The following is a 26,875-nucleotide window of genomic DNA, read 5'->3' on the forward strand; positions in this document are numbered from 1 at the left end:
GCTCACGCGGCCGGGGGATGCGCCAGGAACTCGGCGATGGCCGCGACGAACCGGTCGCCGTAGGCCTCGCGCTTGCGCTCGCCGACGCCGTGGACGGTGCGCAGCGCGTAGAGGTCCACCGGCTTGCCCTTGGCCATCTCGATCAGCGTCCGGTCGGGAAACACCATGAAGGCGGCGATGTTCTCCGTGCGTGCGATCGTGGCGCGCAGGCCCCGGAGGTGCTGGAACAGGGCCTCGTCGGCGGGGCTCAGGTCGTCCGAGCCGGCGTCGCGCACGGCGCCCGTGCGGCGGCGCTCGCGCGGCTCGGCGGATTTCGGCTCCGGGTCGGGGCGGAGTTCCACCGGCTCGCGGCCGAACAGGATCGCCTCGCCCTTGTCGGTCATGGTGAGGCCGCCGTAGCCGTCGCCGTTCTCGGCCACCGCGCCGGCCGCGAAGAGCTGGCGCAGGATCGCCCGCCAGGCGGCGACCGGCTTGTCGGCGCCGACGCCGAAGGTCTTGAGCTGCTCGTGGCCGTTGCGGCGGATCGGCTCGCTCGCCTTGCCGTGGACGACGTCGCAGACGTAGGCCGCGCCGTAGCGCTGCCCGGTGCGCACGATCGCCGAGAGGATCTTCTGGGCCGAGACCGTGCCGTCGACCAGCGTGACGCCGCCGCGGCAGAGGTCGCACCGGCCGCAATGGCCGCTGGCCTCGTCGAAGTAGGCGAGCAGCGACTGCCGGCGGCAGGCCGCGCCCTCGCACAGCGAGATCATGGCCTCGAGCTTGCGCCGCTCGACGCGGCGGCGCTCGTCCGGCACCTCCTTCTCGTCGATCTGGCGGCGGCGCAGCGCCATGTCGTCGAGGCCGTAGAGGGTCAGGGTGTCGGCGGGCAGCCCGTCGCGGCCGGCCCGGCCGATCTCCTGGTAGTAGCCCTCGACGTTGCCCGGCATGTCGGCGTGGCAGACGAAGCGCACATCCGGCTTGTTGATGCCCATCCCGAAGGCCACCGTCGCGGTCATCACGACGCCGTCCTCCTGCAGGAAGGTGTCCTGGTTGCGCATCCGCGTGCCCTGGTCGAGGCCGGCATGGTAGGCCAGCGCGTTGAAGCCGTCCTTCTTCAGGCTTTCGGCCAGCTGCTCGGTGCGCTTGCGCGACGAGCAGTAGATGATCCCGCTCTCGGAGCGGCGGTGCTTGAGGAAGCGCTCGATCTGCCGGGTCGGGTTGTCCTTGGCGGCGAAGGTCAGGCCGATGTTCGGCCGGTCGAAGGAGTGCACGAAGGTCCTGAGGTCGCGCCCTTCCGGAAACAGCCGCTCGGCGATCTCGGCCCGCGTCGCCTTGTCGGCGGTCGCCGTCAGCGCCACGGTCTGGACGTCGCCGAGCGCCTCGCGCGCCCGCGACAGGGCGCGATACTCGGGCCGGAAGTCGTGGCCCCATTGCGAGACGCAATGCGCCTCGTCGACCGCGAGCCGGCGGACGCCGGCGCCGCGCAGCGCGTCCATGCAGCCGTCCATCAGCAGCCGCTCGGGCGAGACGAAGAGCAGGCGCAGCTCGTTCGCGCGGATCATCCGCCAGGTCTCGCGCGAAACGGATTCGGCCACCGACGAGTTGAGCGTCGCGGCCGCGACCCCGAAGCCGCGCATCTGCTGCACCTGGTCGTGCATCAGCGCGATCAGCGGCGAGACCACGACGGTGAGCGAATCCTCGACCAGCGCCGGCAACTGGTAGGTCATCGACTTGCCCGAGCCCGTCGGCATCACCGCGAACACGTCCGCCCCGGACAGAACCGCCTCGATCACCTCGTCCTGGCCGGGGCGGAAGTCGTCGTAGCCGAACGTCGTTTTCAGGGCCCGCCGCGCGTCGTCGAGTCGTGAGGTCATACCTGTCCCGGGCGATGCGGCCGCTTGCCGCCGCGGTGTGTATACACTAGCGTTGCACTGTCTACACGGAGACGCGCGATGCCGCTCAATATTCGAAGCGAGGAGGTCAACCGCCTCGCCGATAAGCTGGCTTCCCTGGCGCGCGTCAGCAAGACCGAGGCGGTGCGGATCGCGCTCGCCAACGAGCTGGAGCGGCGCGATGCGTCGCTGACTGCGTTCATCGCGGGGATCAAGCTGATCCAAGATCGTATCGCGGCCTGTCCGGAAACCGGGCTGGAGGCCGACAAGGCGTTCTTCGACGACCTGAACGGCGAGCCCTGATGTTCGTCGACGCGTCCGCGCTGGTCGCGATCCTCGCCGGCGAGCCCGGGAACGCGTCACTGGCGCGGGCCATCAAGGCGGCGCACGATCCGATCACGTCCGCGCTGGCCATCTTCGAGACCGCGAGCGCGCTCGCCCGAAAAAACGCGCTCGCGATCGACGCTGCCGAGACGGAGACCTACGCGTTTCTCGATCTCGCGGGCATCCGGATCGTCGCTCTCGGCGACGAGGAAGTGCGCGACGCGCTCGCCGCCTATGCCCGCTTCGGCAAGGGCCGGGGCCACCCGGCTCGGCTGAACATGGGCGACTGCTTCGCCTATGCCTGCGCGCGCGTCCACGACGTGCCGCTCCTCTTCGTCGGCGACGACTTCCCGCAGACCGACATCCACTCGGCGGCAGGCTGAGGCGAAGTCGCCCGAGGCGATTACCCGATCCGCACGATTTCGGCGGCCTCGCCGAGGCCGTCGAACATCGCCGGGTCGGCGCCCGTCATGAACACTTGCCCGGGCAGCGCGTCGAGCGCCTCGAACAGGCCGGCGCGGCGGCGCGGGTCGAGGTGGGCGGCGACCTCGTCGAGGAGGATCAGCGGCGCGATCCCGCTCATCGCCCGCACCAGCCGGGCGTGGGCCAGCACGAGGCCGATCAGCAGCGCCTTCTGCTCGCCGGTGGAGGCGGTCGCCGCCGGCACGTCCTTGGGGCCGTGGCGGACCACGAGGTCGCTGGTCTGCGGGCCGGAGAGCGTGCGCCCGGCGGCCCGGTCGCGCGCGCGGCCGCGGGCGAGCGCAAGGCGGAAGCGGTCTTCCGCCTCCAACGCCGGCCACACCGCCACGAGGTCGTCGAGGTCGCCCTCCAGGCGCAGGGCCGCCCAGGGAAACGGCTGCGCGTCGTCGCGGGTCTCGTGGATCAGCCGGTCGAGGCGCTCGGTGGTCTCGCGGCGGGCGAGCGCCACGGCGACGCCGAGCTCGGCGACCTCGCGCTCGATCGCGTCGAGCCAGCGGCCGTCGTTCGGGCGTTCTTCCAACAGCCGGTTGCGCGAGCGCAGCGCCCGCTCCATCGCCGAGACGCGGGCGCCGTGGCCGGAATCGACGGCGAGGACGAGGCGGTCGAGGAAGCGGCGGCGGTCGCCGCCGGGCCCGCGGAACAGCCCGTCGAGGTCCGGCGTCAGCCAGACCACGCGCACGAACTCCGAGAAGGCGACGGGCGAGGGCGCGCCGGCCCCGTCGACCCGGCAGAGCCGGCTGGTGCGCCCGTCGAAGCCCGGCGGCTCGCAGCCCGTGCCGAGGCGATGCTCGGCCCCGTCGCGCGCCAGCGTCACCGAGACGGCGAACCCGCCGGGGCCGTCCTTGCGCGCCATCGTGGCGAACTCGGCCCGCCGGAGCCCGCGCCCGGGGGCGAACAGCGAGACCGCCTCCAGGATGTTGGTCTTGCCCGCCCCGTTCTCGCCGACGAGCGCGACGAAGCGCGACGACAGCGGCAGGTCGAGGTCGGCGTGGTTGCGGAAGTCGCGGACGGTCAGGCGGGTGAGGCGCTGGGCGCCTTGCTCTGGCTCCAGACCGATGTCAGCTTCGGGCCTAATCACAGACGATCTGTTTCAGATTTTCGAGCGCCGGGACGTTGGGCAAGACCCTATAACGTGGCTCTCGCATCCTGACCAAAGCCCACTTCTCAGGGTAGAGCCGGACCGTCGATGGTCGGCACAAAGCGGAAAAGCAGGCCCAGATAGAAGCCATAGGCAATCAGGAACCCGACGGCGTGAATGGCCGTGTTGCGGCGTGCCAAGCGAGCATTTCGGCGATGAACCCAAAGATCGATCGCCATCAGGAGGGCCGCCAGCACCGGCACGAAGGCGAGAGCCAGCGGCCGAGGCGCACTCCAGTTCACCTCGCCCGACAGGCTCCATTGCATCGGTAGCCGATCGAGCGCGGAGAACCGTCCATTCGCCCATAACGAAAGCGCAGAGAGAACAGCGACGGCGGCAATCGCGATGAGACGGGCCGCCGTCATGTCCGCATCTCGGGGTCCGCGCGGCGCCGGCTCACACCCGCATCGGCATCAGCACGTAGAGCGCGGAGGCGCCCTCGCGGTCCTGGATCAGGGTCGGCGAGCCCGGGTCGGCGAGCTTGAACAGGGCGGTGTCGCCTTCGAGCTGGCCGGTGATGTCGAGGAGGTAGCGGGCGTTGAAGCCGATATCGAGGCCGGCGGCCTCGTAGTCGACGTCGAGCTCCTCCGTGGCGCTGCCCGAATCCGGGTTGTTGACCGAGAGCGAGAGGCGCCCTTCCTGCAGGCCGAGCTTCACCGCGCGGCCGCGCTCCGACGAGATCGTCGAGACCCGGTCGACGGCGCGCGCGAAGGCGTCGCGCTCCACCGTGAGGCGCTTGTCGTTCCCGGCCGGGATCACGCGCTGGTAGTCGGGGAAGGTGCCGTCGATCAGCTTCGAGATCAGCGTCACGCCCGAAGCGAAGCGCAGGCGGATCTTGGCCGGCGACAGGTCGATCGCGACGCTGTCGCCGCCGTCGTCGACGAGCTTCTGGATCTCGGCGACCGCCTTCCGGGGCACGATGATGCCCGGCATGCCGGCGCTGCCCTCCGGCGCGTCGATCTCGACGCGGGCGAGCCGGTGGCCGTCGGTGGCCACCGCGCGGAGCTTCAGCCCCTCGGACTCGATGGTGTGGAGGTAGATGCCGTTGAGGTAGTAGCGCGTCTCCTCGGTGGAGATCGCGAACTGGGTCTTCTCGATCAGCCGCTTGAGGTCGGAAGCCGCGATCTGGAAGCTGTGCGGCAGCTCGCCCGCGGCGAGGTCCGGGAAGTCGCCCTCGGGCAGCGCGCCGAGCGCGAAGCGCGAGCGGCCGGAGCGGATCGTCATCTGGCCGGATTCGCCGCCGGTCTCCAGCGAGACCTGCGCCCCCTCGGGCAGCTTGCGCACGATGTCGTAGATGACGTGCGCCGGCACGGTGGTGGCGCCGGGATCGCTGACGTCGGCCGGCACGGTCTCGGTCACCTCGATGTCGAGGTCGGTCGCCCGCAGCTGCAGGCCGCCGTCGGTGGCGCGCAGCAGCACGTTCGACAGGATCGGGATCGTGTTGCGCCGCTCCACGACGCGGTGCACGTGGCCGAGCGACCGTAGGAGGGCCGCACGCTCGACAGTGACTCTCATCGCAGTACTCTGAATGCTCGAAGGACCGTGCTCGAACGCCGCCGCGGCCGGCGGGTTCGGAGTTTGGCCGTTCAGCTTGGCGAAGGGCCGCCGCGAAGGCAAGGGCGCGATTCGTCCCCGCACAGGGTATGGGCGGGCGCGCGGCCCGCCCCCGTGCCGTCCTCCCCGCCGGGGGAGGAGGCGCGATCAATCCTGGAGCATGCGCTTCAGGAGCTCGACCTCGTCGCCGAGCACCGTGTCCTCGCCGATCAGCTTCTCGATCTTGCGCACGGCGTGGAGCACCGTGGTGTGGTCGCGGCCTCCGAAGCGGCGACCGATCTCGGGGAGCGAGCGCAGCGTCAGCACCTTCGACAGGTACATCGCGATCTGGCGGGGCTTCACCACGGCGGCGGTGCGGCGCTCGCTGAGGATGTCGGAGCGCGAGACGTTGTAGCGCGAGGCGACGAGCTTCTGGATGTCCTCGATCTTGATGCGCTTGGGCTCGCGGTTCTTCACGAGGTCGCGGATCGCGGTCTCGGCGGTCTCCATGGTCACGGCGGTGCCGGTGAGCGTAGCGTGCGCCAGGAGCCGGTTCACGGCGCCTTCGAGGTCGCGGCCGTTGGCGGTGATCGCGCGCGCCACGTAGGTCGCCACCGCCGGCGAGACCTCGAAGCTCGGATGCGCCACCCGCACCGCGGCGAGCCGGGCGGAGAGGATCGAGGCGCGCAACTGCTCGTCGAGCATCCCGATCTCGACCACCAGGCCGCCGGCGAGCCGCGAGCGCACGCGCTCGTCCAGGGCCTCGAGCTCCGTCGGCGGCCGGTCGGAGGCGACGACGACCTGGCGGCCGGCATCGATCAGCGCGTTGATGGTGTGGCCGAACTCGGCCTGGATCGACTTGCCCTGGATGAACTGCACGTCGTCGAGGATCAGCAGGTCGATGCCGCGCAGGCGCTCCTTGAAGGCCAGCGCGTTCTGCGTCTTCAGGGCGTTGACGAAGCCGTACATGAAGCGGTCGGCGGTGAGGTAGATCACCCGGCGGCCGGCCTCGCGGGCGGCGTGGCCGATGCCGTGCAGCAGGTGGGTCTTCCCGAGGCCGACGCCGGCATGGAAGTACAGCGGGTTGTAGAGCGCGCCCTCGCCGTCGTGGCGGGCGACGCGGTCGGCGGCGGCATGCGCCAGGGAATTCGAGCGGCCGAGCAGGAAGTTCGCGAAGGTCAGGCGGGCGTCGAGCGGCGCGCCGTTCAGCTCGCCGGCGATCTCGGCGCGCATGTCGGGGGCCGGCGTCGTCGGCATCGGCGCGGGCATGCCGGCGGCGTGGAGGCGGGCCAGCGGACCGCTGGTCGGGCCGGGCTTCGGGGCGCCCGGCGCCACCGGGCGGACCGGGGCGGTGGTGCCGCGCACGCCGACCTCGATGCGGCCGACCTCCTCGACCTCGGCCTTGAAGGTGTTCAGCACCCGATCGAGGTAGTGCGATTCGATCCAGCTCTTGAGGAACCGGGTCGGCACGGTGAGGCGGGCGGTGCCGCCCACGACGCAATCCAGCTCCAGGCGCGCGAACCAGCTCGCGAACACGTCCTCGCCGAGCTCGGCCCGCAGGCGGCGCTTCACGCGACCCCAGGCCGCCGCAGCCTCCGCGACCCCGTTTGCTCCGCCGCTTCCGCCGCCGCCCGACACGCTCTCGTCGACATGCATCACTGACACTCTCCTCGCACCGAGGACGGGAGACCCGCCGACGGGGCGTACGCACGCACACTGGAACACCCCGTGAACACGGGCGGGGCGCAAAAATCGGCGGGAGTCAACCCGTCCGACGACGCTGCTGGTCGATTGGGAGAGCCTATCAACAATTACCTACGGTAGTTTTAACAGTGGGACTTGCGGGGAAAGCCTTGATCGGCGCTGCAGCGAGTCGAGCGGAGTCGAGCCGAAGACGGATACCGCTTTGATTCGCCGAACGATTCGGGGTGATGTGGGAGATGCTGTGCCTTTGCTCAGGCGCGGTGAGGTTTTGTTAAGCTACACCTGCCCCGAAGACTCCGCAACGAAATCGATTTTTGGAAATGGGTTAACGCTTCGTCACCGGGCGGGCGCGGACATGGCGCGAACATCGGCGGGGCGTTCGGGGGGTTTTGGCGGGCAATCGCGGGCGCCGATCAGACACCGTCGCCGGACATGTCGGCGCCGTCTCCGCCTCTTCCCGCTTCTACGGGCGGGACCATCGCAGAAGGCGATTTGCTCTTCGGAAACCCGTTGGCAGCACCTCCGTCGTCCCGGGGCCGCGCAGCGGAGCCCCGGAATGACCGCGCGGTGCCGTCTGCAATGGATCTGAGCCAGGGGCGTGGGCTGGGACGAGCTGCGCGCCTGAGCCTAAGGGGTCACGCACCTCATCCTGTCCTTCTCCCCATGGGAGGAGGAACCCGCGCCGGATCGGCGAGCCCGGTGGCCGAGGGACAAGGGAACGGACGACTCGAACGAGAACCACATCACGGGTGCGACGCGAACACGAAAAAGCCCGGCGCTAAGGCCGGGCTTTTTCGTAACGGGTTCGATGGTTCGTCGGCGGCGGTCGCGCTTAGGCGGCGACGGCCAGGGCCTTCACGCGGGCGGCGAGGCGCGAGACCTTGCGCGAGGCGTTGTTCTTGTGAACGATGCCGCTCTGGGCGGCCCGCATGATCTCCGGCTCGGCGGCGCGAAGCGCGGTGAGGGCGTCGGACTGCACGCCCGAAGCGATCGCCTCCTCGACCTTGCGGACGAAGGTACGCATCCGGGAGCGGCGCGAGCGGTTGATCGCCGTGCGCTTGGCGATCTTGCGGGTCATTTTCTTGGCCGACACGGTGTTGGCCATGGGCATCCTCGTATCAAAGGGCGGGGACCTTCGAGCTCGGGGAGCCTCGGATCGGTCTGCGCTGGGTGTGGCGAATGGCGAAGCCGACGACGCGCGCAACCGCACGGGCCCTCGGCAGAGCCGGCTCTATAGCCACGGGACGCCGCGTCGTCAACGCACCTTGATGCACCGGCTTAACCGCGCCGGCTTGATCCCGCCCTGCCGGCCCCGGATGATCGCGGATCGATCCAGGAAGGGGACCGGCGTGGCGCACAGGGTGAACGAGACCGACGCGGCCCGTATCGCAAGGTTCCGTCCGGCGTCCGGCATGGAGACGCCGCGCTTTGCCGGCGTGGCGAGCTTCATGCGGCTGCCCTGCCGCGATCCGGGCGCGGCCGAGGGCGTCGAGATCGGCCTCGTCGGCATCCCGTTCGACGGGGCGACCACGAACCGGCCGGGCGCGCGCCTCGGACCGCGGGGCGTGCGCGAAGCCTCGACCGGCACGCGGGCGATCAACCATGCCAGCGGGATCGCGCCCTATGCTCTGGCGGCCTGCGCCGACCTCGGCGACGTGCCGGTGAACCCGGTCGATGCCGCCGAGACCTGCCGGCGGATCGAGGCGTTCATGCTCGGGCTCGCCGGCGCCGGCATCGTGCCGCTCTCCGTCGGCGGCGACCACCTCGTCACCTATCCGATCCTCCGGGCGCTGGGGCGCGGGCGCCCGCTCGGGCTCGTGCACATCGACGCCCACAGCGACACCGACGACCACCAGTACGGCGGCACCCGGCTCACCCACGGCACCCCGTTCCGCCGGGCGGTGGAGGACGGCGTGCTCGATCCGCGGCGCTGCGTGCAGGTCGGCATCCGCGGCAGCATGGACGCGGCGGACGAGCGCGACTGGGCCTGCGCCCAGGGCATTCGCGTCGTCACGATGGAGGAGGCGGCCGCCCGCGGAATGCCGGAGGTGGCGGCCGAGGCCCGCGCCGTCGTGGGCGCCGGCCCGACCTATCTCAGCTTCGACATCGACAGCCTCGACCCGGCCTACGCGCCGGGCACCGGCACGCCGGAGATCGGCGGCCTGACCACCCGCGAGGCCCTGGCCCTGCTGCGCAGCCTGCGCGGGCTCGACCTCGTCGGCGCCGACCTCGTGGAGGTGGCCCCGCCGCTGGACCCGTCCGGCCTCACCGCGCTCACCGGCGGCCAGCTCGCCTTCGAGATCCTGTGCCTGCTCGCCGATTCGGTGGCCGCGCGCCGGGCGGCGCGACGGGAATCCGATCAGACGACCGAGAACCGGTAGGTCGTCGTCGAGGCGAAAAGCTCACCCGGACGCAGCACGGCGGACGGGAAGCCGGGGTGGTTCGGCGCGTCGGGGAAGGCTTGCGTCTCGAAGCAGACCGCGTCGCCCGAGCGGTAGGCCCGCCCGCCCGGGCCGACCAGCGTCCCGTCGAGGTTGTTGCCGGTGTAGAGTTGCAGGCCCGGCAGCGTCGTCGCCACGTCGAGGCGGCGCCCGCTCGCCGGCTCGATGCAGCTCGCCGCCGGCCGCAGGCGCCCGTCCGCGCCGGCCAGGACGAAGCAATGGTCGTAGCCCTTGGCGATCACGAGCTGCTTGTCGCCCTCGCGGATGCGCCGGCCGAGCGGCATGCCGGCGCGAAAGTCGAACGCCGTGCCGGCCACCGGCCGCAACGCACCGGTCGGGACCTGCGTCGCGTCGGTCTCCAACACCGCGTCGGCCGCGATCGTGACGACGTGGCCCATCACGTCGCCGGCGCCTTCGCCCGCCAGGTTGAAGTAGCCGTGGTGGGTCAGGTTCAGCACGGTCGGGCGGTCGGTCCGCGCGCGGTAGTCGATCCGCAACGTCCCGTCCTCGGGCAGGCTGTAGGTCACGGTCACGTCGAGGTTGCCCGGAAAGCCCTCCTCGCCGTCGGGCGATCGGCGCGCCAGCGTCAGGTGGCCGTCGTCGGCCGACGCCACCTGCCACATCCGCCGGTCGAACCCGCGCGGGCCGCCATGCATCGCGTTCGGCGGCTCGTTGGTCGGCAGCGCGTAGGCGTGGCCGTCGATGGCGAAGCGCCCGTTCGCGATGCGGTTGGCGAAGCGTCCGATCAGGCCGCCGAAATGCGGGCTCTTCGTCTCGTAGGCCGCCACCGAGTCGAGCCCGAGCACGACGTTGGCCGCATGGCCCGCCCGGTCGGGCGTCTCGATCGCGGTGACGACGCCGCCGTAATCGAGCACCTGAACCCGAAGCGCGCCGCGCGCGAGGGTGAAGCGCGTCACCGTCTCGCCGTCCGCCGTCGTTCCGAAGGTCTCGCCCGCCATCCCTGGTCCCGACCGTGATCCGCCGCGCCGACCGTCGGCGACACCCTCGAAGACCGAACACCGGACCACGATCCGCCCGAACCGTCGCGGCCTGACCGCCGCGACCGCGGGGCGGCGGCGATGCGCCGGACCTCATGGGTTCCGACCCATGAGACCCGGTGCAAGCGGAGGCATTCCGACCCGTCGTGCCATCCGGCCGCCTCCGAGGTCGACCGGACGTGGCCGGATCCGTCGCCCTCCAGGCCTGCCGGGAAGCGGACGTGGCCCCGATCAACCTCGACCGATGGGCTCGAGCGAACCCGAACCGAGTTGTTCGAGGATCCGCGTCAGCGCCACGCGGTTGTTCTTGTCTTCCGCGCTTTCGAGGGCGTCCTGCAGCACGAGCCGGATGTCGTCGGCCTCGACCCGCTCCATGTCCCAATCCGGATAGAGGCGCTCTCGTTCCTCCTCGCTCTGGCTCAGCGAAACGATATCGTAGTGGCGCTCGTCTCGATGCAGGGTCGCGATCAATTTCCGTATCTCGGCGGCCGGCCCCTCGATCCACTGGAAGAAAACGCCGCTGCCGAAGACCAGCACGCCGGTAATGCCGTGGGCAAGATTGTTGCGCTTGGCCGCTTCGACGATACGGGTGACTTCGGCGTCGTCGACGTGTTCCGCGGCACGACTGCAATAGACGAAATGGTACAGAGGGACCAACGTCGCGTCGTCCGGCTCGGCGCCGCGCGGAATGCCGTACTCATCGAACATGGGTGAGATCGCTTCGTTGGCGGCAGGGAGACCGAGGCGTGGATGGGACGCTGGCGGCGCCCGCATCCACCGGACAGCATCGGTTCGATCAGGCTGTCGGCCATCCATCTTTCGAAGAACGCCGAGTCGTTCCCGATGCGCGTCGGTCCCGATGCGCGTTACGCGTCGTCGTATGCGGGTTCGGCGGCGAGCCGCTCGAATATTCTGAGCGCCTGCAGCGGAGTCGCCTGATCGATCGCTCCGTTGGCAACTTCGGCTTGCGACCACATCCAGGAGCGGGCCGGATCGTCGCGCATCGCCCAGCCGGGGAATAAACGGTCCGTCACCGGGTGATAGGACAACCGCCGGATCTCCAGATGCCGCTCGTCCCTCAAGATCCGGGCATAGGTGGCATCCAGCACCTCGGCCGAGCCCTCCAGCAACTGCATGTAGACATCCGCCCTGCAAATGAGGGCGCCGGTGATCCCATCGCGCGCGTTGCAACGCCGCGATTGCGATAGGATGCCGTTGAGCATCGCTTGGTCGAACCCGAAAGGCCGTGAGGCATAGATGAGCTGAACGACAGACATTGCTGCTGGATCCTGTCAGGACGTCGGATTGGCAGAGCGATCTACATGCGGTCGTTCGAAAGCTCCGAGGATCCGTGAAAGCCGAGGACGTCGCCCGTCGGCGTCATGGCCTGGGCGAGCGTTCGGCGCCTGCGGACGACAGCAGCCTCTGTGCAAGCAGCACCGCGGTGGGGGCGTCGACCGCCGAGGCGTCGGCGCCGACCCGGGCGACATGTTCGGGCTGCTCAAGGAAGACGGGTCCCCCGACCATGACGCTGATCGAAGGATTGAGCGACGCCCGTCGTACCGCCTGGATCGATGCGGCGAGCTGATCCAGGCGGCTCTCGCAGCTTAGCGTCAGACCTACCACGCCGAACGATTCCGAACCGACGAGATCGGCGATCTCCTCGGGCGTAGAGGCGAGGCCGCTCGCCACGTGCCAGCCGGCCTTCCGCAGGAACTGCTCGACGATCGCCAAGCCGAAGGTGTGGAGCTCGCCGGGTGCTCCCATGAGCAGGATACGGCGCCCGCTGTCGTAGGGCGCCAGGCCTCCGTCCGAGCGGAACGTGGCCAGCAGGAACTGGAGTTGGGCGAGGCCGGCCGTGACCTCGATGAAGTCGCACAGGTCGTCGTCCCACATGCGTCCCAGCAGAGCCGCCGAAGGTGCGAGCAGGTCGAGGAACAGGTCGTCGACGCAGTAACCCTTGGCCGTCAGGGCCGTGAACGCGCTCAGGAGGGCCGCGACGTCGTGCCCGAGGATCAGATCCGTGAAGCCCGCGACCGTTTCCGTATCTAGCTTCGGCAGCACGTCCGACCGGACCTGCCGCTCGCCGCGATCGAGCAGCATCAGCCGGGGGATGATGTCCGTCTGGACGATGCGGCCGAGCGCGAGGGTTCGCTGCCGGGCCTGGTCGACGGATCTTCGCCGCGCATAATCCTCGCGGACATACGCGGCTTCCGCGATCCCCTCCGTGATCAGACCGGCCCACTCACGGTGGGGTGATCCCTGATCCAGCATTGCCTCAACCCCATGGTCCGGGGTTGGCGTCCCCGTTTGTCGTCGACCGTCGTCCGGCGAGTACGGGGTGCAACAGAGACGCAAATGCGCACGTTGTAAAGACGGCGACGGTCCCGGCGCTTGCCGCCGATGGCGGTGGTTTCGGCGGGCTGAAAAGCCTCCGCTCGCCGAGGCGGAGGTCCTCGAACGTTCCCCTGCCGCCGGCCGTGGCCCGAAGCGGACCGACCGCTCCCGACCCGGCTCGGAGGCGTCTCGCGGGTGCCCGCCGTCGGATCTTCACGGCCGGGGCGGGTCGGCTCACGGCACGGTCGCCGGCTCCGCGGGATCGTCGGACAGCTGCATCCGGTGCAGGCGGGCGTAGGCGCCGCCTTGCGCGATCAGCGCCTCGTGCCGCCCGGTCTCGACGACGCGGCCGGCCTCCATCACCACGATCAGGTCGGCCTCGCGCACGGTCGAGAGCCGGTGGGCGATCACCAGCGTGGTGCGGCCCTTCATCAGCCGGGTCAGGGCGTCCTGCACCAGGCGCTCGGATTCGGAATCCAGCGCCGAGGTCGCCTCGTCGAGGAGCAGGATCGGCGCGTCCTTGAGGAAGGCGCGGGCGAGCGAGATGCGCTGGCGCTCGCCGCCCGAGAGCCGGCCGCCGGCCGGGCCGACGCGGAAGTCGTAGCCCTCGGGCAGGCGCGAGACGAAGCCGTGGGCGGCGGCGGCCTCGGCGGCGGCCATGATCTCGGGCATCGTCGCGCCGGGCCGGCCGAAGCCGATGTTGGCCGCGATGGTGTCGTCGAACAGCACCACCTCCTGCGAGACCACCGCGACGGCGGCGCGCAGCGACGAAAGCGTCACCCCGCGCACGTCCTGCCCGTCGATGGCGACGGTGCCACCGGTGGCGTCGTAGAGCCGCGGCACGAGGTTCAGGAGCGAGGACTTGCCCGAGCCCGAGCGGCCGACCAGCGCCGTGGTCGAGCCCGCCGGCACGACGAGGTCGATGCCCTCCAGCGCCGGCGCGTCCGCCCGATAGCGGAAATGCAGGTTCCGGTAGGCGATCTCGCCGGGGCCGGGCTTCAGCGCCTTGGCGCCCGACGCCTCGCGGATCGTCGGGGCCTCGTCCATCAGGGCGAAGTAGCGGGTGAGGGCGGCAGCCGCCTCCTGCAGGATCGCGTTGAGGGTGCCGAGCGCGCGGGCCGGCTGGGCGGCGAGCAGCAGGGCGGCGACGTAGCCGGTGAAGTCGCCGACCGTGCGCTCGCCCGCCATCACCCGCTGGCCGACCAGCATCAGCACCGCCGCCACGGCGAAGCCGCCGCCGACCTCGAGCAGCGGGTCGAGGCGGCCGCGGGCGTTGGCGGCCTTCATCTTGAGGCGGCGGACCGAATCGAGCGCGTCCGCCGCGCGGCCCTTGAGGTAGCCCTCCATCGCGTAGGTCTTTGCGATCCGCACGCCCTGCAGGCTCTCGGAGATCAGGCTCGCGGTGGCGCCCATCTGCTCCTGGGTGGTGGTGGAGACGCGCCTGAGCTTCTTGCCGATCTTCCCGATCGGCCCGGCGACGAACGGCACGGTGACGGCGGCAACCCCCGTCAGCACCGGGTCCATCCAGATCAGCGCGGCGACGAGGCCGACGAGCATCGCGACGTCGCGCAGCAGCACCGTCGAGATGCGGGTCAGCGCCTCCTTGATGAAGGCGAAGTCGGTGGTGAAGCGCTGGGTGAAGGCGGCCGGGCTCTCGCGGCCGAGCTGCGCCAGGTCGGCGTCGATCAGGTGGCCGTAGAGCGCCGCCTGCATGTCCGCCTCGACCCGCGTGACGACGCGGTTGGTCAGCACCGTCTGCCCGAACAGCGCAAAACCCCGCACCGAGGTGACGACGATGACGATCAGCGGGCCGTAGGCGAGAGCGCCGGAATCCTTCCGGTCGAACGCGTCGAACGCACCCTTGATCAGCGCCGGGTACAGGCCGGTGGACGCGCCGACGAGCGCGATCAGCACCAGCACGACGGCCAGCGTGCCCCGGTGCGGCGACAGCCATTCGCGCCAGAGCCGGCGGAGCAGGGGGATCGTGTCGCCCTTCAGGCGCGCCATCGCGGGTTCCGCAATCGTCCCGGCGAAGGGCGCCGGCCCACCGTCGCCCGAGGCGGCGGTGGCGCGGGTGTGCCGCCCTCGGCCCCGCGGATCAAGCGCCGCCTGGCCTCGGCGGGCGTCGCGGGGGCCGGCTCGTCGGTCGTGCCGCCTCCGTTAGGGCCTGACGGCGCCCGTGTTTCGGTGGTCCGCCCCGCCCGGCGGCTTGGCGATGTAACAGTATGACACTATCAGCAGGCACGACCGGCTTGAGGAGCGTGACCACGATGAGGACCTGGATTGCAGCCTGGCGAAGCTTCGCGCGTATGTCGGCCTTGGCGCTGAGCTTGGCCGGCGGCGCGCTCCCGGCCTCCGCGGCGGAGCGCCTGCGGGCGGTGGCGACCTTTTCGATCCTCGGCGACCTCGTGCGGCAGGTCGGCGGCGACGCGGTCGCGGTGACGACGCTGGTCGGACCCGATGCCGACGCCCACGGCTACAGCCCGGCGCCGGGCGATTCGCGGACGCTGGCCGCCGCCGGCATCGTCTTCGTCAACGGCCTCGGCTTCGAAGGCTGGATCGACCGGCTGATCCGCGCCTCGGGCTCGAAGGCCCCCGTGGTCGTCGCCTCGGCCGGCGTCGCCACGATCCCCGGCCGCCACGACCATCGCCACGGCGAGGGCGGCCGCGACGCGGCGGGTGCGGACGCCGACCCGCATGCCTGGCAGAGCGTTCCCAACGCGAAGGTCTACGTCGCCAACATCCGCGACGGGCTGGCGAAGGCCGATCCCGGCCACGCCGCCGACTACGCCCGCAACGCCGAGGCCTACCTCGCCAGGCTCGACGCGCTCGACGCCGAGATCCGCGCCGCGCTCGCCCGGATTCCCGCCGACCACCGCAAGGTCATCACCACGCACGACGCCTTCGGCTACTTCAGCGCCGCCTACGGCCTGACCTTCCTGGCGCCGCAAGGGGTCTCCACCGACAGCGAGGCGAGCCCGCAGGACGTCGCCCGGATCATCCGCCAGGTCCGGCAGGACAAGGTCCCGGCGGTGTTCATCGAGACCATCGCCGACCCGCGCCTGATGCAGCAGGTCGCCCGCGAAAGCGGCGCGCGGATCGGCGACAAGGTCTATTCCGACGCGCTCTCCGGGCCGGGCGGCCCCGCCTCGACCTATCTCGACATGATGCGGAGCAACCTGCGCGCGTTCAGCGCCGCGCTTTCGCCTTCGTAACCCTCAGAGCAGGCCGAGCTGCCCGCCGCCATCGCCGGCGCTGCGGCGCTTGGGCCCGTTCCCGACCAACACGCCGGCGCCCGACACCATCGCCTTGAACGCGGCGACGTCGGCATAGGCCTGGACCTGGGTCCGGAAGCGCACGGGCGAGCACACGACGGGCCCGTTGCGGTCGTCGACCAGCGTCCAGAGCCACAGGCCGGTCGCATCCTCGGTGATATCGAACTGCATCGACGCCGCCCCCCGGCAGGTGCTGGATGCCATCCTGGATACGCGAGAAAAAAGCTCGACGGGTAAACGGCTTAGGCCATTCAAGGCTTTGCCGGCAACGAACTGGCGAATCGGCCTGGTTGTCCCCGCTTTCCTCGGTTTTCACACGGAGAGCGGCCGGCGCCGGCGATGAGCAGCTTCGTCCTGCGGCCCGTCTAGTCGTGCGCGCGCCGCGTCAGCCAGAACGCCCAGAGGCCGAGCATGAGGCCACAGATCGGGAAGGCGAACATCAAGAGAACGTGCGGATCGCTCATCGGAGGGTCCTGAGAATCCTGCGTCCCAGCCAATTTAGGGCCGCACTCGTCGTCGCGCAAAGGAGGAGGTTGGCGCCCAGGAGCGCGGCTCCGAAGTCGATGCCGGCGAGTCGCCCCGAGAAGACGGGCGCGAGGCCGCCGACGGCCAGAATCGCGATGGCGACGCCGTTCACGTAGGTCGCGGTCAGCTTGGCGCTCTCGTTGGCGACGAGCTTGGCCCGATCGCCCGCATCTCGCGGAGCCTCGGATTCAGTGGCCATCAGGCGGCATGGCGGGCAACCCGGCAGGGAGAAACGGTCCGCCGACGCCGCGGCGCCGGTCATGTCGACCCATGACAGATCGTAAACCGATGGTTAAGACGCCCGCTCTAGCTTGATCGTGAGAGTGACCGGCGCCGATCTCCGCGCGCCGGCCTTCGGGGGACCGACGTGCGTTGGGGGGCTGATCGCTGGCGCTTGTATCGGCTGGTCGGGCGCGAGGTCGCGCGGACCGCGCGCGCCGCCTCGGCGCGTCTCTCCGCGCCGCCGGACATCCTCGCCCGCGTCCGCGTCACCGGCCTGGTCATCGCGCCGCACGACCTGCGCACCTCCGACGCCACCTTCGCCGACGACATCTATGCCGGGCTGTTCGTCTTCGCCGGGCGCTCGCTGGCGGTGAGCGGCGGCTCGCCGTTCGACTACACCCCGCCCTCGCCGGAATGGGCCGACGTGCTCTACGGCTTCGGCTGGCTCAGGCACCTGCGCGCCGCCGACACCGCGCTCGCCCGCTCCAACGCCCGCGCCTTCGTGGCCGACTTCATCGCCGGGCGCGGCGACGCCGCCCTGGCGCGCCAGACGCCGGTGGCCGCGCGCCGGCTGATCTCGTTCCTCAGCCAGTCGCCGCTGGTGCTGGAAGGGGCCGACCACGCCTTCTACCAGGCCTTCCTGAAGGCGCTGGCCCGGGGCGCGCAGCAGCTCGAGCGCGACCTGCGCCGCGGGGTGCCGCCGCAATGGCGGCTGAACGCGGCGGTCGCCTTGTGCTTCGCGGGCCTGTGCTGCGAAGGCATCCAGCCGATCCTGCGGCGGGCCACCCGCGTGCTCTCGCGCGAGCTCGACCGCCAGATCATGGCCGACGGCGGCCACCGCTCGCGCGACCCGCGCTTCGCGATGGAACTGCTCCTCGACCTGCTGCCCCTGCGCCAGAGCTATCTCAGCCGCAGCGTCGAGCCGCCGGCGGCTTTGCTCGGCGCCATCGACCGGATGCTGCCGCTGCTGCGCCTGCTCCGGCACGCCGACGCCTCGCTCAGCCACTTCAACGGCATGGGCGCGACGGCCGCCGACCACCTCGCGACGCTGCTGATCTACGACGGCGCCCTGGCGCAGCCGATGATGCACGCGCCGAACTCCGGCTACGAGCGCCTGGAAGGCGGCCGCATCGTCATCGTGGCCGATGTCGGCGCGCCGCCGCCGCTGCCGTACTCGCTCAACGCCGGGGCCGGCTGCCTCTCCTTCGAGATGTCGAGCGGGCCGCAGCGGATCGTGATCAATTGCGGCCTGCCCGCGAGCGGCCCGGAGCTGCGCCGGCTCGCCCGCACCACCGCCGCTCACTCGACCGCCTGCGTCGCCGACGCGTCGTCCTGCCGCTTCCTCGGGTCGGGCGGGTGGTGGGGCGAGCGCGTCGCCGCGCGCTGGCTCGAGCGGCGGGTCGGCCCCGTGGTCCTGCGCGGCCCCGCGGCGGTGAAGGCCGAGCGCAGCGACGAGGGCCCCGCCACCGTGCTGGCCGCCCGGCACGACGGCTACGCCCGCGACCACGGCATCGTCCACGAGCGGCGCTGGCAGCTCGACGGCGCGGAGGGCCGCCTGGACGGGCAGGACGCGTTCCTGCGCCCGGCGACGAAGGCGGGCCGCGTCCGGACGCAGGACGTGGCGATCCGATTCCACCTCCACCCGGCGATCGCCGTGCGGTCTTTGGAGGACGGGCTCGAATTGTCCTCGCCGCTGGGCGAGGTCTGGCGGTTCCACGCCACCGGCGCCGAGATCCGGCTGGAGGAGAGCGTCTACTTCGCCGGCCTCACCGGCGCGCGCCGCACCGACCAGATCGTGCTGCACCTGCCGGTCCACGACGACGTGCGCGTCGACTGGACGTTCGAGCGCCTCGCCTCCGCCCCGGGACACGCGCCGACTGCCGCGGCCTGAGCGGACTTCTGGCCCGACTGCGGCCATTCGTGCTACCGCGCCGCCAACGGCCCTCGAAACGACAAGACCCACGATGTCGCATGATCAGGTGCGGGTTGCCCGCGCGCTCCTTTCCGTCTCCGACAAGGCGGGGCTCGTCGACTTCGCCCGCGCCCTGAGCGCACGCGGCGTCGCCCTCGTCTCCACCGGCGGCACCCACAAGGCGCTGACCGAGGCCGGGCTGCCGGTCACCGAGGTCTCCGAGCTCACCGGCTTCCCCGAGATGATGGACGGGCGGGTGAAGACGCTGCACCCGGCGGTGCATGGCGGGCTGCTCGCCATCCGCGACAACCCCGAGCATCAGGCGGCGCTCGCCGCCCACGGCATCGCCGCGATCGACCTGCTCGTGGTCGACCTCTACCCGTTCGAGGCGACGATCGCGGCCGGCCGCTCTTACGACGACTGCGTCGAGAACATCGACATCGGCGGCCCGGCGATGATCCGCGCGGCGGCCAAGAACCACGCCGACGTCGCCGTCGTCACCGACGTCGCCGACTACGCCCCGGTGCTGGACGCCTTGGCGCAGGGGAACGGGACGCTCACCCGCCCGTTCTGCCGCGCGCTCGCCCAGAAGGCCTACGCCCGCACCGCCGCCTACGACGCGGCGATCGCCAACTGGATGTCGGGGCACGTCGAGGCCGCGAGCACCGCGCCCTTCCGGAGCTTCGGCGGAGCGCTCGCGCAGGGGCTGCGCTACGGCGAGAACCCGCACCAGGCGGCCGCCTTCTACCGGGCGCCGGGGATCGCGCGGGCGGGGATCGCCACCGCGCGGCAGGTGCAGGGCAAGGAACTATCCTACAACAACCTCAACGACACCGACGCGGCCTACGAATGCGTCGCCGAGTTCGATCCGGCGCGCGCGGCGGCGGTGGCGATTATCAAGCACGCCAACCCCTGCGGCGTGGCCGAGGGCGAAAACCTCGTCGAGGCCTATGCCCGCGCGCTCGCCTGCGACCCGACCTCGGCCTTCGGCGGCATCGTCGCCCTGAACCGGCCCCTCGACGCGCAGGCCGCCGCCGAGATCGTCAAGATCTTCACCGAAGTCATCATCGCGCCTGAGGCCTCGGAGGAGGCGATCGCGATCGTGGCCGCCAAGAAGAACCTGCGCCTGCTGCTGGCCGGCGGCCTGCCGGACCCGCGGGCCGCGGGCGACACCGTGCGCACGCTCGCCGGCGGCCTGCTGGTGCAGGGCCGCGACGCCAGGGTGATCGACGACATGGCGCTGACCGTGGTGACGAAGCGCGCCCCGAGCGAGGCGGAGCTTTCCGACCTGCACTTCGCCTACCGCGTCGCCAAGCACGTGAAGTCGAACGCCATCGTCTACGCCAAGGACGGCGCCACCGTCGGCATCGGCGCCGGGCAGATGTCGCGGGTCGATTCCTCGCGGATCGCCGCCTGGAAGGCCGCGGAGGGCGCCCAGCGCCTCGGCCGGGCGGAGAGCCTTGCGGTCGGGGCGGTGGTCGCCTCCGATGCGTTCTTCCCCTTCGCCGACGGCCTGATGGCGGCGGCCGAAGCCGGCGCCACGGCGGTGATCCAGCCCGGCGGCTCGATGCGCGACGACGACGTGATCCGCGCCGCCGACGAAGCCGGTCTGGCGATGGTGTTCACGGGGGTGCGCCACTTCCGGCACTGATCCGCCGTGCGGGCTTGCCTGAGCGACGCCCAAATCCGCCATCCTGGGGGATCGACCAAATTTGGCATGAGAAACGAGAAAGGCCCCGCCGGACAGGCGTGGCCTTTTTGCGTGACGCGACGACGATCATGCCCCGGCGCAGCGCCGGATCAGGACTGTTCGCCGAGGATCAGCGGGGTGGTGCGGGCGCGTCCGCGTCGGCGTAGAGGTCGCGATCCTTGGTCTCCGGCACCAGGAACACGCCGACGATCACGGTCGCGACCGCGATGACGATCGGGTACCAGAGGCCGTAATAGATGTCCCCGGTCTGGGCGACCATGGCGAAGGCGGTGGCCGGGAGCAGGCCGCCGAACCAGCCGTTGCCGATGTGGTAGGGCAGCGACATCGAGGTGTAGCGGATGCGGGTCGGGAACAGCTCCACCAGCATCGCCGCGATCGGCCCGTAGACCATCGTCACGAACAGGACGAGGACGAAGAGCAGCCCGATCACGCTCGCCACCTGCGGCCGGAAGACGTCGAACGGGCTCTTCATCTTGACGATGCCGGCGTCGTCCGCCTTCGGGTAGCCCGCGGCCTGGAGCGCCGCGGTGGCGGCCTTGCCGAAGTCCGCCGCCGGGCTTCCGGCCGGGAACGGCACGGCGGTGTCGTCGATCTTGACCACGGTCGGCTGGCCGGCGGGCCCGGCCTCGGTGGCGTACTTCACCGACGACTTCGCAAGGAAGTCGCGGGCGAGGTCGCAGGGCGCCGAGAACGTGCGGGTGCCGACCGGGTTGAACAGGTTGCCGCATTCCTTCGGGTCGGCCACCACCGTCACCTTCACCTGGTCGATCGCCCGCTCCAGGGCGGGGTTGGCCACCGCGGTCAGCCCATGGAACAGCGGGAAGAAGCTCGCCGCCGCGATGGCGCAGCCGGCCAGGATGATCGGCTTGCGGCCGATCCTGTCCGAGAGGCCGCCGAAGAACACGAAGAAGCCGGTGCCGAGCAGGAGCGACCAGGCGATCAGCAGGTTCGCGGTGTAGCCGTCGACCTTCAGGATCGATTGCAGGAAGAACAGCGCGTAGAACTGGCCGGTGTACCAAACGACACCCTGGCCGGCGACGAGGCCGAACAGGGCGATGAGCGCGATCTTCGCGTTCTTCCACCGGCCGAAAGCCTCCGTCAGCGGCGCCTTCGAGGTCGTGCCTTCGTCCTTCATCTTCTTGAAGGCAGGCGATTCGGCGAGTTGCAGGCGGATCCAGACCGAGACGCCGAGCAGCAGCACCGAGACCAGGAACGGGATGCGCCAGCCCCAGACCTTGAACGCCTCCTCGCCGGTGAACGAGCGTGTCGCCAGGATCACCAGCAGCGACAGGAACAGGCCCAGCGTCGCGGTGGTCTGGATCCAGCTGGTGTAGAAGCCGCGTCGTCCGTTCGGGGCGTGCTCGGCGACGTAGGTCGCCGCACCGCCGTACTCGCCGCCGAGCGCGAGGCCCTGCGCCAGGCGCAACACGATCAGGATGATCGGCGCCGCGATGCCGATCGTCTCGGCGTTGGGCAGGATGCCGACGACGAAGGTCGACAGGCCCATGATCAGGATGGTGACCAGGAAGGTGTACTTGCGCCCGACGAGGTCGCCGACGCGGCCGAACACCAGGGCGCCGAACGGGCGGACGATGAAGCCGGCGGCGAAGGCCAGCAACGCGAAGATGTCCCGCGTGGCCGGCGGGTAGGCGGAGAAGAACTGCGCCCCGATGATCGTCGCGAGCGCGCCGTAGAGGTAGAAGTCGTACCACTCGAACACCGTGCCGAGCGACGACGCGAAGATCACGCGCTTGTCGGCGGCTGTCATCGGGCGGGCGGCGTCTCCCGGCCGCGGGATCGTGGTTGCAGCGGCCATGGCGACGGTCCTCCCCATCCTGTCCGTCCCGGCACTCGTTTCGCGGAACCGGGCTCGACGACGACGTGCCGGCAACGCTCGGCCGTTCGCCGAGATTCGAACCCGCGAACGTTAGCGCAGGTGATGGTGCCACTGCATGGGCAGATGGTTTGGAAGGAAGATGAACATGTCGATGTGACGACTTTTCCCCCCCGGATCGCCCGTCGTCCGCGCGCCGCCGCCGGTACGAAAAAGGGGCGCGGCGGATGCCACGCCCCTTTTTCGTCGGGTCCCGTGCGTGACGCCGCGCGTCAGTGCGCGTGGGCGCCATCCGCGCCGATGCCGGTCTCCGAGCGCACGAACTGCGCCTCGAAGGCGGCCCGCTCGCGCTCGGCCCGCCGCGACTTGTCCAGCTTCGAGACGATCCAGATCGTCGCGAAGGCCAGCGGCATCGAGAACAGCGCCGGGTTGTCGTAGGGGAAGATCGCCACCGGGTTGCCGAAGGTCGTCACCCAGACCGCCTTGGACAGCACCACCATGCCGACCGCCGCGATGAGGCCGACGAGGCCGCCGACGAGGGCGCCCCAGGTCGTGGTGCCCTTCCACAGGATCGACATGGTCAGCACCGGGAAGTTGCAGCTCGCCGCCACCGAGAAGGCGAGGCCGACCATGAAGGCGACGTTCTGGTTCTCGAAGACGTAGCCGAGGTAGATCGCCACGATGCCGATGCCGACGGCGGCGAGCTTGGAGAGCCGGACCTCGGCGGCCTCGTTGACGCGCCCGCGGGCGATCACCTGGGCATAGAGGTCGTGGCTGACCGCGGAGGCGCCGGCGAGCGTCAGGCCCGCCACCACCGCGAGGATGGTCGCGAAGGCCACGGCCGAGATGAAGCCGAGGAAGTACGGGCCGCCCACGGCGTTGGCGAGGTTCACCGCCACCATGTTGGTGCCGCCGACCATGTCCTTCAGCTTGTCGAAGGCGCCGGCCGGGCCGAGCTTGAAGTAGCTCGGATCGGACATCAGCAGGGCGATGCCGCCGAAGCCGATGATGAAGGTGAGGATGTAGAAGTACCCAATCAACCCGGTCGCATAAAACACCGACTTGCGGGCCGCCTGCGCGTCCGACACCGTGAAGAAGCGCATCAGGATGTGCGGCAGGCCGGCGGTGCCAAACATCAGGCCGACGCCGAGCGAGATCGCCTCGATCGGGTTCGACACGAGACCGCCCGGCGCCATGATCGCGTCACCCTTTGGATGGGTGGCGACGGCGGCGGCGAACAGGGTCTCGGGGTTGAAGCCGTACTTGTAGAGCACCGCGCCGGCCATGAAGGTCGCGCCGCCGAGCAGCAGGCAGGCCTTGATCACCTGCACCCAAGTGGTCGCCTTCATGCCGCCGAACGCCACGTAGACGATCATCAGCACGCCGACGATGATCACGGCGTAGAGGTAGGGCAGGCCGAACAAGAGCTGGATCAGCTTACCCGCGCCGACCATCTGGGCGATCAGGTAGAACGCCACCACAACCAGCGTACCGACGGCCGAGATGATGCGGATCGAGGTCTGGTCGAGGCGGAACGACGCCACGTCGGCGAAGGTGAACTTGCCGAGGTTGCGCAGCCGCTCGGCGATGAGGAACAGCACGATCGGCCAGCCGACGAGGAAGCCGGTGGAGTAGATCAGGCCGTCGAAGCCGGAGGTGTAGACCAGGCCCGAGATGCCGAGAAACGAGGCGGCGGACATGTAGTCGCCGGCGATGGCGAGCGAATTGGTGCCGGCCGAGATGCCGCCGCCGGCGGCGTAGAAGTCGGCCGCCGACTTGGTGCCCTTGGCGGCTTTGTAGGTGATGCCCAGGGTGAGCAGCACGAAGAACCCGAACATGCCGATCGCCGGCCAGTTCGTCGCCGCCTTCGTGACCGCGCCGATGTCGGGGCCGGCGGCGAGGGCGGCCGTGACGGCGAGGACCGCGAGCGCGCTGCCGAGGACGAGGGGATGCTTGAGACGGTTCATCGGCCGAGATCCCGCTTGAGGGCGGCGGTCAGGTCGTCGTAGCGGCCGTTGGCGCGCTGGACGTAGATGCCGGTGAGAATGAAGGCGAAGAGGATCACGAGGACCCCGAGGAGCAGCCCGAGCGAGGCGGTGCCGCTGCCGATCTTCACGGCGAGCAGGCTCTTGTCGAAGGCGATCAGGCCGATGAAGCCGAAGTAGACGGCGAGCATCAGGCCGGTGAGGATCCAGCCGAAGCGCGTGCGCTCCTCGACGAGCTGGCGGAAGATCGGGCTCCTGGCGACCTTGTCGTCGGCGGAGCCGAGCACGGTGCCGCCGAGCCGCGGCGCTGCTGGGACGGGACGGCCGCCGGGGCCGCTTGTTGACGTGGACATGTACGCTCCCTCCGATGAAGGGGACCCGCGATCGGGGCCGCCTTCCGGTCGATGTGACGATGGTTTTTCATGTTGGAGGCGGACACCCGTGGGACGTCCGCCTCGGCGAGCGGGTCGGGGCCCGCCCAGCGTCGAAGACCGGCCTCAGGGGGCGCGGTTCTGTCGATTCTCGATCAGGTCGTCGACCACCGCGGGCTCCGCGAGCGTCGAGGTGTCGCCGAGCGAGGAGAAGTCGTCCTCGGCGATCTTGCGCAGGATGCGGCGCATGATCTTGCCCGAGCGGGTCTTGGGCAGGCCCGGTGCGAACTGGATGAGGTCCGGCGAGGCGATCGGGCCTATGTCCTTGCGGACCCAGGTCACCAGCTCCTTGCGCAGCGCGTCGTCGCCCTCCTCGCCCTCGTTAAGGGTGACGTAGGCGTAGATGCCCTGGCCCTTGAGGTTGTGCGGGTAGCCGACGACCGCCGCCTCGGCGACCTTGGCGTGGGCGACCAGCGAGGACTCGACCTCCGCCGTGCCCATGCGGTGGCCCGAGACGTTGATCACGTCGTCGACCCGGCCGGTGATCCAGTAGTAGCCGTCCGCGTCGCGGCGGGCGCCGTCGCCGGTGAAGTACTTGCCCGGATAGGTTGAGAAGTAGGTCTGCTCGAAGCGCTCGTGGTCGCCGTAGACGGTGCGCATCTGGCCGGGCCAAGAATCGGTGATGCAGAGGTTGCCCTCGCACGGGCCGTCGAGGACCTTGCCCTCGGCATCCACCATCGCCGGCTGCACGCCGAAGAAGGGGCGCGTCGCCGAACCGGGCTTCAGCCTGGTCGCCCCGGGCAGCGGCGTGATCAGGATGCCGCCGGTCTCGGTCTGCCACCAGGTGTCGACGACGGCGCAACGCGAGTCGCCGACCACCCTGTAGTACCAGTCCCAGGCCTCGGGGTTGATCGGCTCGCCGACCGACCCGAGCACGCGCAGGCTGGCGCGCGAGGTCTTCTTCACCGGCCCCTCGCCGCCGCCCATCAGCGAGCGGATCGCGGTGGGCGCGGTGTAGAAGATGTTGACCTTGTGCTTGTCGACCACGTCCCAGAAGCGGGAGTTCGACGGATAGGTCGGGATGCCCTCGAACATCAGCGTCGTCGCACCGTTGGCGAGCGGCCCGTAGACGATGTAGCTGTGGCCGGTGACCCAGCCGACGTCGGCGGTGCACCAGTAGACCTCGCCCTCGCGGTAGTCGAAGACGTACTCGTGCGTCATCGCCGCGTAGACCAGGTAGCCGCCGGTGGTGTGCACCACGCCCTTGGGCTGTCCGGTCGAGCCCGAGGTGTAGAGGATGAAGAGCGGGTGCTCGGCCTCCACCGCCTCGGCCGGGCACTGGTCGGTCACCTGCTCGGCGGCCTCGTGGTAGTAGACGTCGCGGCCGGGCTCCATCGCCACGCTGCCGCCGGTGCGGCGCACGACCACGACGTGATCGACCACGTCCTTGCCGAGGCGAGCGATCGCCGCGTCGACGTTGGCCTTTAGCGGCACCTTGCGGCCGCCGCGCAGGCCCTCGTCGGCGGTGATGACGATCTTCGAGTCGCAGCCCTCGATGCGCGAGGCCAGCGAATCCGGCGAGAAGCCGCCGAAGACGATCGAATGCACGGCACCGAGGCGGGCGCAGGCCAGCATCGCGTAGGCGGCCTCGGGAATCATCGGCATGTAGATCGTGACGCGATCACCCTTCTCGACGCCGCGGTTGCGCAGCACGTTGGCCATCCGGCAGACCTGCGCGTGCAGCTCGCGGTAGGTGATGTGCTTGGACTCGTTCGGGTCGTCGCCTTCCCAGATGATCGCGGTCTGGTCTCCGCGGGTCTCGAGGTGCCGGTCGACGCAGTTGTAGGCGACGTTGGTCCTGCCGTCCTCGAACCACTTGATCGAGACCTTGCCCGGCTCGAAGCTGGTGTCCTTGACCTTCGAGAACGGCGTCACCCAATCGATGCGCTTGCCATGCTCGGCCCAGAAGGCATCCGGGTCCGAGACGGAGGCCGCGTACATCTCGAGATACTTGGCGTCGTCGGCATGGGCGCCCTCGCGCCACGAATCCCGCACCTCGACGATCTTCTCGTCCATCCCGCGTCTCCCTGATTGGTGCCCGATCGTATCGCGGTGGCCCGCGCAGCCGGGTCTTCCAAAGATTATCGTCGGCTTCGGCATGACGCCAACGCCTGCCACAGCCTCGAACCTTAAAAGGTCAGGGGCAACCCAATT

The 26,875-nt window shown here is 70.3% G+C and carries 23 protein-coding genes; 6 read left to right on the top strand and 17 right to left on the bottom strand.

The features are described from left to right. Positions 1–2: 2 nt before the first annotated feature. Complete coding sequence (recQ, locus tag MFF13_RS21250; protein WP_147828586.1) at positions 3–1,853, bottom strand: DNA helicase RecQ; 1,851 nt, start codon at positions 1,851–1,853, stop codon at positions 3–5. A gap of 78 nt (positions 1,854–1,931) precedes the next feature. Here recQ and MFF13_RS21255 point away from each other — a divergent pair, with 78 nt between their 5' ends. Next, a complete protein-coding gene (locus MFF13_RS21255) occupies positions 1,932–2,174 on the top strand; it encodes a type II toxin-antitoxin system VapB family antitoxin (protein WP_147828585.1) in 243 nt (80 codons plus the stop codon). Beyond that, positions 2,174–2,578, top strand: coding sequence for a type II toxin-antitoxin system VapC family toxin (locus tag MFF13_RS21260; RefSeq protein WP_147828584.1), 405 nt, complete (start codon positions 2,174–2,176; stop codon positions 2,576–2,578). The genes MFF13_RS21255 and MFF13_RS21260 overlap by 1 nt, the downstream gene beginning before the upstream one ends. Positions 2,579–2,598: 20 nt before the next feature. Here MFF13_RS21260 and recF read toward each other — a convergent pair whose 3' ends face one another. From recF to rpsT, 5 genes are all read right to left on the bottom strand, one after another. Next, positions 2,599–3,750, bottom strand: coding sequence for a DNA replication/repair protein RecF (gene recF / locus MFF13_RS21265; protein WP_238272905.1), 1,152 nt, complete (start codon positions 3,748–3,750; stop codon positions 2,599–2,601). An 89-nt stretch (positions 3,751–3,839) separates the two neighbouring features. Then, a complete protein-coding gene (locus MFF13_RS21270) occupies positions 3,840–4,178 on the bottom strand; it encodes a hypothetical protein (RefSeq protein WP_147828583.1) in 339 nt (112 codons plus the stop codon). Positions 4,179–4,209: 31 nt separating this feature from the next. Beyond that, on the bottom strand, positions 4,210–5,328 hold the full coding sequence (dnaN, locus tag MFF13_RS21275; protein WP_147828582.1) for a DNA polymerase III subunit beta: 1,119 nt from the start codon (positions 5,326–5,328) through the stop codon (positions 4,210–4,212). A gap of 186 nt (positions 5,329–5,514) precedes the next feature. Further along, the gene (dnaA, locus tag MFF13_RS21280; protein WP_147750761.1) at positions 5,515–7,002 is read right to left on the bottom strand and encodes a chromosomal replication initiator protein DnaA; all 1,488 of its coding nucleotides are present in this window, start codon (positions 7,000–7,002) and stop codon (positions 5,515–5,517) included. An 880-nt stretch (positions 7,003–7,882) separates the two neighbouring features. Beyond that, positions 7,883–8,155 (bottom strand): 30S ribosomal protein S20, encoded by a 273-nt coding sequence (gene rpsT / locus MFF13_RS21285; RefSeq protein ID WP_147750762.1) that lies wholly within the window; start codon positions 8,153–8,155, stop codon positions 7,883–7,885. A gap of 307 nt (positions 8,156–8,462) precedes the next feature. Here rpsT and speB point away from each other — a divergent pair, with 307 nt between their 5' ends. Beyond that, a complete protein-coding gene (gene speB / locus MFF13_RS21290) occupies positions 8,463–9,431 on the top strand; it encodes an agmatinase (RefSeq protein WP_238272906.1) in 969 nt (322 codons plus the stop codon). On the opposite strand, the gene MFF13_RS21295 is transcribed toward speB, so the two are convergent. The 5 genes from MFF13_RS21295 to MFF13_RS21315 form a co-directional block, all read right to left on the bottom strand. Further along, the gene (locus MFF13_RS21295; protein ID WP_147828580.1) at positions 9,410–10,450 is read right to left on the bottom strand and encodes an aldose epimerase family protein; all 1,041 of its coding nucleotides are present in this window, start codon (positions 10,448–10,450) and stop codon (positions 9,410–9,412) included. The two genes, speB and MFF13_RS21295, sit on opposite strands and share 22 nt — an antisense overlap. A 270-nt stretch (positions 10,451–10,720) precedes the next feature. After that, on the bottom strand, positions 10,721–11,197 hold the full coding sequence (locus MFF13_RS21300) for a BLUF domain-containing protein (protein ID WP_147828579.1): 477 nt from the start codon (positions 11,195–11,197) through the stop codon (positions 10,721–10,723). Between the two features lie 158 nt (positions 11,198–11,355). Then, complete coding sequence (locus tag MFF13_RS21305) at positions 11,356–11,766, bottom strand: BLUF domain-containing protein (RefSeq protein ID WP_147828578.1); 411 nt, start codon at positions 11,764–11,766, stop codon at positions 11,356–11,358. Between the two features lie 103 nt (positions 11,767–11,869). Beyond that, complete coding sequence (locus MFF13_RS21310) at positions 11,870–12,847, bottom strand: cobalamin B12-binding domain-containing protein (RefSeq protein ID WP_238272891.1); 978 nt, start codon at positions 12,845–12,847, stop codon at positions 11,870–11,872. Between the two features lie 213 nt (positions 12,848–13,060). Then, positions 13,061–14,833, bottom strand: coding sequence for an ABC transporter ATP-binding protein (locus tag MFF13_RS21315; RefSeq protein ID WP_147828577.1), 1,773 nt, complete (start codon positions 14,831–14,833; stop codon positions 13,061–13,063). Positions 14,834–15,096: 263 nt separating this feature from the next. Between MFF13_RS21315 and MFF13_RS21320 the strand changes: the two genes are divergently transcribed. After that, positions 15,097–16,041 carry a metal ABC transporter substrate-binding protein gene (locus MFF13_RS21320; RefSeq protein WP_147828576.1) on the top strand — a complete coding sequence of 315 codons (945 nt, stop codon included), beginning with the start codon at positions 15,097–15,099 and terminating at the stop codon, positions 16,039–16,041. 3 nt (positions 16,042–16,044) lie between these two features. Here the strand turns inward: MFF13_RS21320 and MFF13_RS21325 are convergent, their stop codons facing one another. Together MFF13_RS21325 and MFF13_RS21330 are read right to left on the bottom strand one after the other, a co-directional pair. Beyond that, entirely contained in the window at positions 16,045–16,272 is a 228-nt protein-coding gene (locus MFF13_RS21325) for a hypothetical protein (RefSeq protein WP_147750769.1), read from the bottom strand. A gap of 289 nt (positions 16,273–16,561) precedes the next feature. Beyond that, positions 16,562–16,888 (bottom strand): amino acid transporter protein, encoded by a 327-nt coding sequence (locus MFF13_RS21330; RefSeq protein WP_238272892.1) that lies wholly within the window; start codon positions 16,886–16,888, stop codon positions 16,562–16,564. A gap of 105 nt (positions 16,889–16,993) precedes the next feature. Between MFF13_RS21330 and MFF13_RS21335 the strand changes: the two genes are divergently transcribed. Both MFF13_RS21335 and purH read left to right on the top strand, forming a co-directional pair. Then, the gene (locus tag MFF13_RS21335; protein ID WP_238272893.1) at positions 16,994–18,739 is read left to right on the top strand and encodes a heparinase II/III family protein; all 1,746 of its coding nucleotides are present in this window, start codon (positions 16,994–16,996) and stop codon (positions 18,737–18,739) included. A 73-nt stretch (positions 18,740–18,812) separates the two neighbouring features. Next, positions 18,813–20,411, top strand: a complete 1,599-nt coding sequence (gene purH, locus MFF13_RS21340) for a bifunctional phosphoribosylaminoimidazolecarboxamide formyltransferase/IMP cyclohydrolase (RefSeq protein WP_238272894.1) — start codon at positions 18,813–18,815, stop codon at positions 20,409–20,411. Between the two features lie 169 nt (positions 20,412–20,580). Here purH and MFF13_RS21345 read toward each other — a convergent pair whose 3' ends face one another. The 4 genes from MFF13_RS21345 to acs all read right to left on the bottom strand — a co-directional run bounded on the left by MFF13_RS21345 (position 20,581) and on the right by acs (position 26,737). Beyond that, positions 20,581–22,287: an MFS transporter gene (locus MFF13_RS21345; protein WP_238272895.1), complete on the bottom strand. Its 1,707-nt coding sequence runs from the start codon at positions 22,285–22,287 to the stop codon at positions 20,581–20,583. Positions 22,288–22,577: 290 nt separating this feature from the next. Then, on the bottom strand, positions 22,578–24,272 hold the full coding sequence (locus MFF13_RS21350) for a cation acetate symporter (protein ID WP_147828573.1): 1,695 nt from the start codon (positions 24,270–24,272) through the stop codon (positions 22,578–22,580). After that, the gene (locus MFF13_RS21355; RefSeq protein ID WP_147828572.1) at positions 24,269–24,643 is read right to left on the bottom strand and encodes a DUF485 domain-containing protein; all 375 of its coding nucleotides are present in this window, start codon (positions 24,641–24,643) and stop codon (positions 24,269–24,271) included. The genes MFF13_RS21350 and MFF13_RS21355 overlap by 4 nt, the downstream gene beginning before the upstream one ends. A 144-nt stretch (positions 24,644–24,787) precedes the next feature. Beyond that, positions 24,788–26,737, bottom strand: a complete 1,950-nt coding sequence (acs, locus tag MFF13_RS21360) for an acetate--CoA ligase (RefSeq protein WP_147828571.1) — start codon at positions 26,735–26,737, stop codon at positions 24,788–24,790. Positions 26,738–26,875: the final 138 nt, after the last annotated feature.

The sequence above is a fragment of the Methylobacterium cerastii genome, from assembly GCF_022179125.1.
In the GTDB taxonomy this organism is placed as follows: Bacteria; Pseudomonadota; Alphaproteobacteria; order Rhizobiales; family Beijerinckiaceae; genus Methylobacterium; species Methylobacterium cerastii.

Excerpts from the sequence above, each read along its gene's own strand:
- recQ (WP_147828586.1), bottom strand. The coding sequence starts at position 1,853 with ATGACCTCACGACTCGACGACGCGCGGCGGGCCCTGAAAACGACGTTC.
- MFF13_RS21255 (WP_147828585.1), top strand. The coding sequence starts at position 1,932 with ATGCCGCTCAATATTCGAAGCGAGGAGGTCAACCGCCTCGCCGATAAG.
- MFF13_RS21260 (WP_147828584.1), top strand. The coding sequence starts at position 2,174 with ATGTTCGTCGACGCGTCCGCGCTGGTCGCGATCCTCGCCGGCGAGCCC.
- MFF13_RS21270 (WP_147828583.1), bottom strand. The coding sequence starts at position 4,178 with ATGACGGCGGCCCGTCTCATCGCGATTGCCGCCGTCGCTGTTCTCTCT.
- dnaN (WP_147828582.1), bottom strand. The coding sequence starts at position 5,328 with ATGAGAGTCACTGTCGAGCGTGCGGCCCTCCTACGGTCGCTCGGCCAC.
- dnaA (WP_147750761.1), bottom strand. The coding sequence starts at position 7,002 with ATGCATGTCGACGAGAGCGTGTCGGGCGGCGGCGGAAGCGGCGGAGCA.
- rpsT (WP_147750762.1), bottom strand. The coding sequence starts at position 8,155 with ATGGCCAACACCGTGTCGGCCAAGAAAATGACCCGCAAGATCGCCAAG.
- speB (WP_238272906.1), top strand. The coding sequence starts at position 8,463 with ATGGAGACGCCGCGCTTTGCCGGCGTGGCGAGCTTCATGCGGCTGCCC.
- MFF13_RS21295 (WP_147828580.1), bottom strand. The coding sequence starts at position 10,450 with ATGGCGGGCGAGACCTTCGGAACGACGGCGGACGGCGAGACGGTGACG.
- MFF13_RS21300 (WP_147828579.1), bottom strand. The coding sequence starts at position 11,197 with ATGTTCGATGAGTACGGCATTCCGCGCGGCGCCGAGCCGGACGACGCG.
- MFF13_RS21305 (WP_147828578.1), bottom strand. The coding sequence starts at position 11,766 with ATGTCTGTCGTTCAGCTCATCTATGCCTCACGGCCTTTCGGGTTCGAC.
- MFF13_RS21315 (WP_147828577.1), bottom strand. The coding sequence starts at position 14,833 with ATGGCGCGCCTGAAGGGCGACACGATCCCCCTGCTCCGCCGGCTCTGG.
- MFF13_RS21320 (WP_147828576.1), top strand. The coding sequence starts at position 15,097 with ATGAGGACCTGGATTGCAGCCTGGCGAAGCTTCGCGCGTATGTCGGCC.
- MFF13_RS21325 (WP_147750769.1), bottom strand. The coding sequence starts at position 16,272 with ATGCAGTTCGATATCACCGAGGATGCGACCGGCCTGTGGCTCTGGACG.
- MFF13_RS21330 (WP_238272892.1), bottom strand. The coding sequence starts at position 16,888 with ATGACCGGCGCCGCGGCGTCGGCGGACCGTTTCTCCCTGCCGGGTTGC.
- purH (WP_238272894.1), top strand. The coding sequence starts at position 18,813 with ATGTCGCATGATCAGGTGCGGGTTGCCCGCGCGCTCCTTTCCGTCTCC.
- MFF13_RS21345 (WP_238272895.1), bottom strand. The coding sequence starts at position 22,287 with ATGGCCGCTGCAACCACGATCCCGCGGCCGGGAGACGCCGCCCGCCCG.
- MFF13_RS21350 (WP_147828573.1), bottom strand. The coding sequence starts at position 24,272 with ATGAACCGTCTCAAGCATCCCCTCGTCCTCGGCAGCGCGCTCGCGGTC.
- MFF13_RS21355 (WP_147828572.1), bottom strand. The coding sequence starts at position 24,643 with ATGTCCACGTCAACAAGCGGCCCCGGCGGCCGTCCCGTCCCAGCAGCG.
- acs (WP_147828571.1), bottom strand. The coding sequence starts at position 26,737 with ATGGACGAGAAGATCGTCGAGGTGCGGGATTCGTGGCGCGAGGGCGCC.